Origin of the sequence: Magnetospirillum sp. ME-1 (assembly GCF_002105535.1) — a bacterium.
Lineage (GTDB): Bacteria > Pseudomonadota > Alphaproteobacteria > Rhodospirillales > Magnetospirillaceae > Phaeospirillum.
The window spans coordinates 4,308,711-4,318,876 of record NZ_CP015848.1 but is presented as its reverse complement, the minus strand read 5'-3'; the positions used below and the strand labels follow the sequence as shown (position 1 = coordinate 4,318,876).

Sequence of the window (10,166 nt, the reverse complement as noted above, 5' to 3'; positions counted from 1 at the left end):
GATGATTGATGTGAAGCGCGCCGGCCGTCTGTTGGCGTCGGCCTCGCTGGTTGCTCTGCTCGCCGCCTGCGCGGTGACGCCCGAGCCGTTCACGGCCGAGGAATTGAAGGCCCAGGCGGTTGCCGACCGCGAGGCCATGTTCAAGGGCGGCGAGCCTTTGATCGGCCCGCTGTCGGTGTCCGAGGCCATTGCGCGGGCGCTGAAGTACAACCTGGACAAGCGCTCCAAGATGATGGAGGAGGCGCTGGCGCTGGGCCAGACCGATGTGGACCGTTGGGACATGTTGCCGAAGCTCACGGCCAATGCCGGTTACTCCTATCGGTCCGAACCCAACGCCACTGTCTCGCATGATGTCCAGACCGGCCAGCGGGGCGGTGCCTACAGCGTGTCGGCCGACCAGCGGAGCAAGACCGCTGATCTCACCATGTCGTGGAACGTGTTGGATTTCGGCGTCACCTATTACAGCGCCAAGGCCAATGCCGATCGTGCCCTGGTGGCCACCGAGCGTCGGCGCAAGGCGGTGCATAACCTGGTGACCGAGGTGCGCTTCGCCTTCTGGCGCGCCGCCGCCTATCAGGTTCTGAGCGCCGATGTGGACCGTGCGGTGGCGGAAGCCAAGGACGCCCTGGGCAAGGCCCGGCAGGTGGAGCGGGAGAACCTCAAGGCGCCGGCCGAATCCTTGCGCTACCAGAAGTCGCTGCTGGAGACGCTGCGCCAGCTGACGGCCATCCAGCAGGAGCTGTCCACCGCCCAGATCGAGCTGGCGGCGCTGATCAATGTGCCGCCGGGGAGCAAGCTGGTGCTGGACGTTCCGGCCGAAATGAAGGTGCCAGAATGGACCACGCCGCTGGAGCGCATGGAAGAACTGGCCTTTGCCGGCAATCCCGACCTGCGTGAACAGGGCTACCTGTCGCGCATCGCCATCGATGACACCAAGAAGGCTATTCTCAAGCTTCTGCCCGGCATCACCTTTTCCGGCGGGCGGAATTGGGACGGCAATTCGTTCCTGATGGACAATCGCTGGTGGGAGGCGGGCGCCAAGCTGTCTTGGAACGTCATGAACGTGTTCTCGGGCAAGTCGCAGCTGGACTATGCCGAGACCAATGAAGAGGTCGCCAACTCCAAGCGCGTGGCACTGCGCATGGCGGTGCTGGCCCAGGTCCATGTGAGCGAGCGCCAGTTCCAGAACTCGGTCAGCCAATTCCAGCAATCGGACGAATTGTGGCAGGTGGACCGGCGGCTGTTCGAGCTGTCCGAGGCCAGGACCGCCAACGACGCCACGGGCATTCTCGAGCGGGTGGCGGGGCGCGCCTCGGCCATTGCGTCCCAGCTGCGCCGCTTCCAGTCCTATGCCCAGGTGGAGCAGGCCTACGCCAAGATCCAGGCGACCATCGGCCATGACCTGCAGGTGGAAAAGGCCGAGGGCGGCGATCTCAAATCCCTGTCCCGCGCGGTGGCCGCTGGGCTGGAGTCCTGGGGCCGCGATGGCGTGGCGGCGGAGCCGGCTCCGGCTCCGGCTTCCGCTCCGGCTCCGGTTTCCGCTCCGGCCATGGCCGGGGCAGCCCCGGCCCCGGAGCCGCTGACCACCGAGAACACCCAGTGGATCAAGGGCGATGCCGAGGCCAGCCTGACCGAGGAGACGGTGGGCACCGTCATCGCCCATATCCGCAGCCTGTACCAGGCTTCCGGCCGATGAGGCGTGCCGCCCTGGCGGGACTGGCGGTGCTTGCCTGCGCCGCCCCCGCCTGGGGACAGGAATTGCGGGCCCAGCTCAGTCCCCGCGACTTCACCACCCTGGCCGCCGAGATCGGCGCCAAGGTGGAGAAGATCGGCGCGCGCGAGGGCGAGCGCTTCACCAGGGGACAGGTGCTGGTCGCCTTCGACTGCTCGGTCAACCGGGCCCAGCTGGACGAGGCCCGTGCCGCCCAATCCGCCGCCGACAAGACCCTGGCGGTCAACCGGCGGCTGCTGGAACTGCAGACCGTGGGCAAGCTGGAAACCGACGTCTCGGTGGCCGAGGCGGAAAAGGCCCGCGCCAAGGTCGCCGCCATGAGCGCCATGGTCTCCAAATGCGCCGTCACCGCGCCCTTCGACGGCCGGGTGGTGGAACAGAAGGTGAGGGGACAGCAATACGTCCAGCCGGGCCAGGCGCTGCTGGACATCCTCGACGATTCGGTGCTGGAACTGGATTTCCTGGTGCCCAGCAAATGGCTGGTGTGGCTGAAGCCCGGACACGTCTTCCAGGCCGCCATCGACGAGACCGGCAAGACCTATCCGGTGAAGCTGATCAGGGTCGGCGCCCGCATCGACCCGGTCAGCCAGACCGTGCGGGTGGCGGGTGCCATCGGCGGTCACTTCCCGGAACTGTCGGCCGGCATGTCGGGCAAGGTCCTGCTGGCTCCGCCTCCCTGAATGAGCGGGGGCATGATGGATATCGAGGCCGGAACGGCCCTGCGTCTGGCGACCCTGATCGATGTGGAGGGGCGCATCCTGCGGGCGGCGGATGCCGCCGAGATCGCCTTCGTGGCGGTCAACGACGCCCATGCCCTGGTTCCCTATCGCCAGGCGGTCCTGTGGCACCGGGACAAGGGCGTTCAGGCGGTTTCGGGTCTGGCTTTGCCCGACCGCAACGCTCCCTTCCTGCTGTGGATGGAGGCCGTGTGCCGCCATCTTTCCCGCCGCAGCGAGGCTGCCGCCATCTCCGCCGCCGACCTGCCCGATGATCTGGCCGGGCAGTGGGGCGAATGGCTGCCGCCCCATGCCCTGTGGCTGCCTCTGGGCGATGGCGCGGCCCTCCTCTATGCCGCCGAGGCGGAGTGGCACGACGGCGACATGGCCCTGCTGTCCCGCCTGGGCGAGGCGGTGACCGCCTCCCTGGCCCGCTTTCACCGCCCGTCTGCATGGGCCAAGGCTCTCGGCCGGCTGAAGGCCAGTCGCAAGCGCCAGATCCTGGCGGTGGGGTTGCTGGCCTTGTCCTTGTTCCCGGTGACCGGCTCGGTGCTGGCGCCCGCCGATTTGGTGCCCGCCCATCCCCTGGTGGTGCGCTCGCCCCTGGACGGCGTCATCGACCGTATTCATGTGCGGCCCAATGAAGCGGTTGCAGAGGGCAAGCCGCTGTTCGACCTGGATGCGACCCAGCTTGCGGGGCGTCTGGATGTGGCCCGCCAGCAGCACGCCACCGCCGAGGCGGAATACCGGCAAGCGGCCCAGGCCCAGGTCTTCGATTCCAAGGCCAAGGTCCAGGTGGCCATTCTGGCCGGCCGCGCCGAGGAGAAGGCCGCCGAGGCCAAGTGGCTGGAAAGCCAGCTGGAGCGGATTCGGGTGAAATCACCGGGGCCGGGCATCGCCGTTCTCGACGATCCGTCCGACTGGATCGGCCGTCCGGTGGTGGTGGGCGAGAAGGTGATGCTGGTGGCCGACGAGACCGACACCGAGGTGGAGGCCTGGCTGGCGGTGGCCGATGCCGGCGAGGCGCGGCCCGGCGCACGCCTCACCCTGTTCCTCAATTCCCGCCCCCTGTCGCCGGTTCGCGCCGTGGTGCGCAGCGTGGCCTACGAACCCTCGGCCCGGCCCGACGCCACCTTGGCGCACCGGGTGCGCGCCTTTCTGGTCGATGGCCAGGAAAAGCCGCGCCTGGGGCTCAAGGGCACGGCCCGCATCGACGGCGACACCGTGCCGCTGATCTGGTGGCTGTTTCGCAAGCCGCTGGTGGCGGTCCGCCAGTTCGTGGGTTTTTAGCCCATGATCGCCGCCGCCATGCTGCCGCCGCTGCGCGAGGAACTGACCGTGCATCCGGGGCCGCGCGGAGGCGACGGCGCGCCCACCTGGACGCTGCACGACCCCTTGCGCAACCAGTTCTTCCGCCTGTCCTGGCCGGCCTTCGAGATGCTGTCGCGCTGGCATCTGGGCGAGCCCGAGGCGGTGGCGGAGCGGGTCCGCCACGAAACCACCCTGGAGGTGGAGGCCGAGGACGTGGCCGACATGGTGGAATTCCTGGCCCGCGGCCAGCTGCTGCGGCCCGGAGGGCCGCAATACACCCGGCATCTGCTCTCCATCGCGCGGGCGTCGCGGACGTCGTGGGCCGAGTGGCTGCTGCATCACTACCTGTTCTTCCGGGTGCCGCTGGTGCGTCCCGATCGGCTGCTGGACGTCCTGCTGCCATGGGTGGCGTGGCTGGGCGGCCGGACCTTCCGTCTGGCCAGCGTCGCGGCGCTCCTGGCCGGATTGCTGCTGGTGGGGCGGCAATGGAACGTCTTCGCCACCACCCTGGTGGACCAGTTCTCCATCACCGGGCTGGCGGCGTTCGGCGTGGCCCTGGGGCTGGCCAAGATCATCCACGAACTGGGCCACGCCCTGTCCGCCAAGGCCTTCGGGCTGCGGGTGCCGACCATGGGGGTGGCCTTCCTGGTCCTGATGCCGGTGCTCTATACCGACGTCAACGAGGCCTGGAAGCTGCCCGACCGGCGACGGCGCCTGCTGATCGGCGGGGCGGGGGTGCTGGCCGAACTGACCCTGGCGGCTTGGGCGACCTTGGCCTGGGCGTTGCTGCCCGGCGGCACCTTGCGGCAGATGGCCTTCACCCTGGCCGCCACCACCTGGATCTCCTCGCTGCTGATCAACCTCAGCCCGTTCATGCGCTTCGACGGCTATTTCCTCATGGCCGACGCGCTGGACATGCCCAATCTGCACAACCGGGCCTTCGCCCTGGCCCGCTGGCGTCTGCGCGAGATCCTGTTCCGCCTGGGCGAACCTCAGCCGGAACACGTGGCCCCCGGCCGCCGCGGCTTTCTGATCGTCTTTGCCTGGGCGGTGTGGATCTACCGCCTCAGCCTGTTTCTCGGCATCGCGGTGCTGGTCTACCACTTCTTCATCAAGGTGGTCGGCATCCTGCTGTTCGCGGTGGAGATCGGCTGGTTCGTGATCAAGCCCGTGGCCGCCGAGATGGGGGAGTGGCGCAAGCGTTCAGGGGCGATCAAGGCCTCGCGGCGATCGCGCTGGACCCTGGGATTGGCGGGGGTGGCGGTGTTGCTGGCCCTGGTGCCCTGGAACGGCCGGGTCACGGCTCCCGCCATGCTGAAGGCCGCCGGACATATTGTGTTGTATCCGCCCGGCCCCGCCATTTTGAAGTCGGTGAACGTGCGGGATGAAATCTGGGTGGAAGCTGGCAGCGTGCTGGCCGTCCTTGACAATCCCGAAATCGATTTCCGCCTGGCCCAGGCGGCGCGGCGCATGGGGGTGCTGAAATACGAGCTGTCCTCGGTGGGCTTCGAGGACAGTTTCCGCGACCGCTCCCAGGCTATCGCCCGCGAGCTGGAGGCCGTCCAGGCCGAACATGCCGCCCTGCTGCGCGACAAGGCCCGCCTGACGCTCAAGGCGCCCATCGCCGGCTGGGTGGGCGACACGTCGCCCAGTCTGTTGCAAGGCCAGTGGCTGAACCAGCGCGAGGCACTGATGGCGGTCCGTGCCCCCGGGGGTTTGGTCGAAGCCTATGTGGCCGAGGACGACCTGCCGCGCCTCCGGCCCGGGGCCAAGGCCCTGTTTCTGGCCGAAGGCGCGCGGGCGGGGGTGCCGGCCGCCATCGTCGAGATCGACCGTACGGCGGTGCGGGGGCTGGTCGATCCCGCCCTGGCCGTCCAGTACGGAGGAACCGTTCCAGCCCGTTTCGTCGACAAGGCCCTGGTCCCCGACGCGGCGCTCTATCGTGTTCGCCTGTCCGTGGCCGGCACGGCGTCCGAGCCGGTGATGCAGCGGGGCGAGGTCCATCTGGACGGCGAGGGACGCTCGGTGCTCGAGCGCCTGTTCCGCGCCGCCGCCACGGTAGTGATTCGCGAATGGGGGGTATAGATTGATGATCGGAGGTGCATCATGACCACATTTCACCGCCTGTTGCCCGCCCTGGCCGTTTGCCTATGGCTGGGGGGAGCCTGGGCCGCCGACAAGCCCGCGCCGTCATCGGACAACGCCTATGCGGCCGCCAAGTCGGCCGAGATCGAGACGCTGAAGGTCAGGGCTTCCGCCCATTCCGCCATGGGGGCCGGCCCTATCCTGATGGAGGCCGACGACCTGTTGCGCCGTTTCCGCCAGGCGCCGGCGGCGGAGAAGGCAAGCCTGAGGTCCCAACTCGACGCCGCCCTGGCCAGGGCGGAACTGGAGCTCAGCCGGGGGCGCTAATCCGGCAGTCTCGGCAGGGTGAAGACGATGCGGGTGCCCTTGCCCAGCCCCTCGGACTCGGCCCAGATCCGTCCGCCGTGCCGCTCGATGATCTTGCGGCAGACCGGCAGGCCGATTCCGGTGCCGCCGCCGTATTCGTCGCGCTGGTGCAGGCGCTGGAACAGGCCGAAGATGCGCTCCTCGTAGCCTTTGCCCGCCTCCAGGCCGATTCCGTTGTCGGCCACGGTGAAGCGCCACATTTCCGGCCCGTCGGCATCGCAGTCCAAGACGATGCGAACCGGGTCCGGGCCGTGGTACTTGAGTGCGTTGCCCAGCAGGTTGAGCAGAACCCGATAAAGCTCGTCATCGTTGCCCATCACAATAGGCAGGGGCGAGGCGATCTCGATTTGGGCGTCGGCGGCCTGCATCTGGCTGCGCAGCCCGTCCCGGGCCGATTCGGCCAGTTCATTCAGGGAAACCGGAACCATGGCCCGCCCGCTTTGCCCCACCCGGCTGACTTCCAGCAGGTCGCGGACCAGACTGTCCATCCGGTTGGCGGCGTCGGTGACGATCTTGATGTAATCCCGCTCCTCGTCGTTCAGCTTGCCGGCGAGGCGGCGGGACAACAGGGTGGAGAAGGACGTGATGTTGCGCAGCGGTTCACGAAGATCGTGGGAAGCCACATAGGCGAAGGACTCCAATTCGGCGTTGGAACGCTGCAGCGCCTGATTCTTGTCGCGCAGTTCCGCTTCGACCATCTTGGCCTGACTGATGTCGGTGTGGAACCCCAGGGTATAGGGTGAGCCGCCCGCCGGGTCGTTGACTTCGAACGATTTGGCGTGCAGCCAGACCACCGAGCCATCGGGGTGGACCACCCGGAATTCCGCCTGGTACTCACCCGATCCGATGCTCGATGCCACCAATGCCATGACCGGTTCGCGGTCCTCGGGATGAATCCAGGCGGGCCACGAGGTGGGATCCTCGATCAGGTTCGCCGGATCGCGCCCCCACAATCGGCTGAAGGCCGGGCTGATGTAGTGGAAGCGGCGGTAATCCTGATCGGCAATGAAGAACACCTGATCGATGGTCTCGGCCATTTCGCGGAAGCGGCGCTCGCTGTCCGCCAGAACCCGCTCGGCCTGCTTGCGCTCGGAAATGTCGCGCAGGAACACGAACAGCCGCCCCTCGCCGCCGGGGAAATAGGATGTGCTGACTTCCACGTCCCAGACTTCACCGGTGCGGGTGCGGTGGCGGGTCTCGAAGCGGGCGACGTCGCCACGGGTCACCGCGGCAATGTGGGCGCTGGTTTCCTCGGAGGTCTCCTCGGCGTCCAGGTCCGAGATGGACATGGTCCGCAGCTGCTCGCCGCTATAGCCGGAGCGGCGGGCATAGGCGTTGTTGACCTCGAGAATGCGGCCCTTGGCATCGGTCATCCAGAAACCGTCGGATGAGGTCTCGACAATGGCGCGATAGTACCGCTCGCTGTCGCTCAGGGCCTGGGTCATCATGGCGTTGGCGGTCAGCCGCGCATGGCTGCGCCGGGCGATCCAGCCGATGGCCAGCACCCCGGTCAGCCAGACGGTTCCGTGGGTGGCGCTCATGGTCCGCACTACCTCGGCCTCGCCCGCCTGATAGGGGGCGAGCGGCACCGAAACACCGATGCCGCCCCGGACCTCGCCGTCCTTGAAGCCCAGATGGCCGTGGCATTTCTGGCAGCTGGCCTCCATGCGGAACGGCTTGAACAGGCGCAGGAAGGGGGCGCCGTCGATGTCGGATACCTCCATGATCTCGTCCATGCGGCCGGCGGCGAACTGGCGGATGCCCTCGGCCTCCCACGGGTCGGCGACGTTGGCGGGGTTCAGCGCGACGATGCCGACGATACGTCCCTTGATGCCGTACAACTCGCCATGGTCCTGCATCATCTCGCGCAGCATGTAGGCGGGATTCATCAGGGTCAGCCGCCGGCCGTCATTGGCGATCAGGTCGCGGTCGGGCAGGTGGGCCAGCCAGGGGCTGGGCGGGGTCTTCTCGGTCGGCTCCACGTAGACCCCGCCATGCCCCGATGCCCACAGGCGATAGGCGACGTCCTTGTTGAAGTTGGCCAGAGCGGTGTTGGTCGCCAGCTCCAGGGTGATTTCACGCTGCTTGCTGATGTTCCAGGCCAGCGAGATTCCCAGGAGCAGGGTCCAGGCCAGCAGACCCACGGCGGTATAACGCATCACTCCCGCCGTGACGACGGCGAGGGGGGAGGCCGCTTCCGAGTCCGGAGATTTACCGGTCAAATTGGCGTCCAGTCCGATCATTTCCCCAAAGATGAATTCCAACTATACCAAAAGGATATGGGAAGCGCAGCATCGTATCTGATGACGGAATCTTACCAATGCCGTGGCCATGGGATAAGCTGCCGCCATGATTTCCGTCACCCACCGCATCGCCATCGACGAATCCGAGATCGAGGAAAACTTCGTCCGCGCCTCGGGGCCGGGCGGCCAGCATGTCAACAAGACGAGCACGGCGGTGCAGTTGCGCTTCGATGTGCGCAATTCCCCCAGCCTTCCCGATCGGGTGAAGGCCAATCTGGAGCGTCTGGCCGGGCGGCGGCTGACCAAGGACGGCGTACTGGTGCTGGTGGCCCAGGATGCCCGCTCCCAGGAGATGAACCGCCAGGCGGCTCTCGACCGCCTGATCGAGATGATCCGCGAGGCCGCCAAGCCGCCGCCGCCGGTGCGGCGCGAGACCAAGCCGACCAAGGGCAGCCAGCAGCGCCGCATGGACAGCAAGTCCAAGCGGGGCGAGGTCAAGCGCCTGAGGACGGAGCGGCCGGAATAGGCGGCGTGCTCAGGTGCCTCAGGCAGGGTTCCGCAAATCCCGGATGGCCATGACGAACTGATCGATGATGGCCAGCGCCGCGGCGATCACTTCCGGGGTCGGCAAGGAGTCGTGCACATCGTCGCCTGGGTAGCGATAAGCAATGTTCCAGGTCGTCCACGGTTCGACGGTTGCGACGATATCGGCCAGAAACGGATACATGCCGACGACGGCGGTCCCCAGTTCCGCAAGATCGTGGGTTTTCCGAAATGGAACTTCCGCCCACACCAGGGCGGCCTTCAACAGCTTCTCGACCGCTTGCTGGCAGTGGAAGCTGGCGGCGTCCAGGAGAGGCGGGCGAGCGTTCAGGCAGACCTCCGCCGCCCGTCGGTCGGACCGCGCATGGGCGATCCATTGCTCGACGGCGGACCAAATATCTTCCGGATCAGCTGCGCTCATACACCACCACGCCGTCATGGGCCGCACTGAATGACAGCGTTCCCACGATATTCCGCTTCTTGCGGAAGACCGAGTCGCGGACGGGAATGACATCCACGGCTTTCCGGTAGGAGCGGCGTGATTCGTATCCAGCTTGCAGCGTGACTTTCTCCGCGGGCGTGTCGTCGTCAACCACCACCAAAAGATCAACGTCGCTATCCGCGCCGTCGTCTCCGCGCGCCCGAGACCCGAACAGAATCACCCGCTGTGGCTGGAAAAAGGCCACGACGGAGTCGAGAAGGTCGGGGGGAACCGTCGCGCGCATGGGCACCGTAGGCAAGGGAAACGTTCCGCGACAATACCACTGCAAGCATGGGGTTCGCCACACTCCCGGCATCTAGCGATGACGCACTGAACGTCAACAAAACCAGCACGGCGGTACAACTGCGCTTCGACGTGCGCAACTCCCCCAGCCTTCCCGAGAGGGTGAAGGCCAATCTGGAACGCTTGGACGGGCGGCGTCTGACCAAGGACGGCGTGCTGGTGCTGGTGGCCCAGGACGCGCGGAGTCAGGAGATGAACCGTCAGGCGGCATTGGACCGGCTGATCGAGATGATCCGCGAGGCCGCCAAGCCGCCGCCGCCGGAGCGGCGCGAGACCAAGCCGACCAAAGGCTCCCAGGCCCGGCGCCTCGACAGCAAGTCCAAGCGGGGCGAGGTCAAGCGCTTGAGGACCGAGCGGCCGGAATAGGGATCAGTCCCGGCTGCCCA

Annotated in this window: 10 protein-coding genes; 7 read left to right on the top strand and 3 right to left on the bottom strand. The window is 67.1% G+C overall.

Annotated elements, in window-relative coordinates; genetic code table 11:
- The first annotated feature begins 1 nt into the window (after position 1).
- Genes WV31_RS20260 through WV31_RS20240 form a run of 5 tightly spaced genes read left to right on the top strand, consistent with a single transcriptional unit; the run spans position 2 to position 6,171 of the window.
- The gene (locus WV31_RS20260) at positions 2-1,696 is read left to right on the top strand and encodes a TolC family protein (protein ID WP_237051396.1); all 1,695 of its coding nucleotides are present in this window, start codon (positions 2-4) and stop codon (positions 1,694-1,696) included.
- Positions 1,693-2,412, top strand: coding sequence for an efflux RND transporter periplasmic adaptor subunit (locus WV31_RS20255; protein ID WP_085375230.1), 720 nt, complete (start codon positions 1,693-1,695; stop codon positions 2,410-2,412). Before WV31_RS20260 ends, WV31_RS20255 begins: the two co-directional genes overlap by 4 nt.
- Positions 2,413-2,424: 12 nt before the next feature.
- Positions 2,425-3,738 carry an efflux RND transporter periplasmic adaptor subunit gene (locus tag WV31_RS20250; RefSeq protein WP_085375229.1) on the top strand — a complete coding sequence of 438 codons (1,314 nt, stop codon included), beginning with the start codon at positions 2,425-2,427 and terminating at the stop codon, positions 3,736-3,738.
- A gap of 3 nt (positions 3,739-3,741) precedes the next feature.
- Complete coding sequence (locus WV31_RS20245) at positions 3,742-5,844, top strand: efflux RND transporter periplasmic adaptor subunit (protein ID WP_085375228.1); 2,103 nt, start codon at positions 3,742-3,744, stop codon at positions 5,842-5,844.
- A gap of 21 nt (positions 5,845-5,865) precedes the next feature.
- On the top strand, positions 5,866-6,171 hold the full coding sequence (locus tag WV31_RS20240) for a hypothetical protein (protein ID WP_085375227.1): 306 nt from the start codon (positions 5,866-5,868) through the stop codon (positions 6,169-6,171).
- On the opposite strand, the gene WV31_RS20235 is transcribed toward WV31_RS20240, so the two are convergent.
- The gene (locus tag WV31_RS20235; protein WP_237051395.1) at positions 6,168-8,369 is read right to left on the bottom strand and encodes a PAS domain S-box protein; all 2,202 of its coding nucleotides are present in this window, start codon (positions 8,367-8,369) and stop codon (positions 6,168-6,170) included. The genes WV31_RS20240 and WV31_RS20235 overlap by 4 nt on opposite strands.
- A 190-nt stretch (positions 8,370-8,559) precedes the next feature.
- Between WV31_RS20235 and arfB (WV31_RS20230) the strand changes: the two genes are divergently transcribed.
- Positions 8,560-8,979, top strand: a complete 420-nt coding sequence (gene arfB / locus WV31_RS20230; protein ID WP_085375226.1) for an alternative ribosome rescue aminoacyl-tRNA hydrolase ArfB — start codon at positions 8,560-8,562, stop codon at positions 8,977-8,979.
- An 18-nt stretch (positions 8,980-8,997) separates the two neighbouring features.
- Here arfB (WV31_RS20230) and WV31_RS20225 read toward each other — a convergent pair whose 3' ends face one another.
- Positions 8,998-9,417, bottom strand: a complete 420-nt coding sequence (locus WV31_RS20225; RefSeq protein WP_145980926.1) for a HEPN domain-containing protein — start codon at positions 9,415-9,417, stop codon at positions 8,998-9,000.
- Complete coding sequence (locus WV31_RS20220; protein WP_085375224.1) at positions 9,404-9,721, bottom strand: nucleotidyltransferase domain-containing protein; 318 nt, start codon at positions 9,719-9,721, stop codon at positions 9,404-9,406. The genes WV31_RS20225 and WV31_RS20220 overlap by 14 nt, the downstream gene beginning before the upstream one ends.
- Positions 9,722-9,768: 47 nt before the next feature.
- On the opposite strand from WV31_RS20220, the gene arfB (WV31_RS20215) reads away from it, so the two are divergent.
- Entirely contained in the window at positions 9,769-10,146 is a 378-nt protein-coding gene (arfB, locus tag WV31_RS20215; protein WP_085375223.1) for an alternative ribosome rescue aminoacyl-tRNA hydrolase ArfB, read from the top strand.
- The last annotated feature ends 20 nt before the right edge of the window (positions 10,147-10,166 follow it).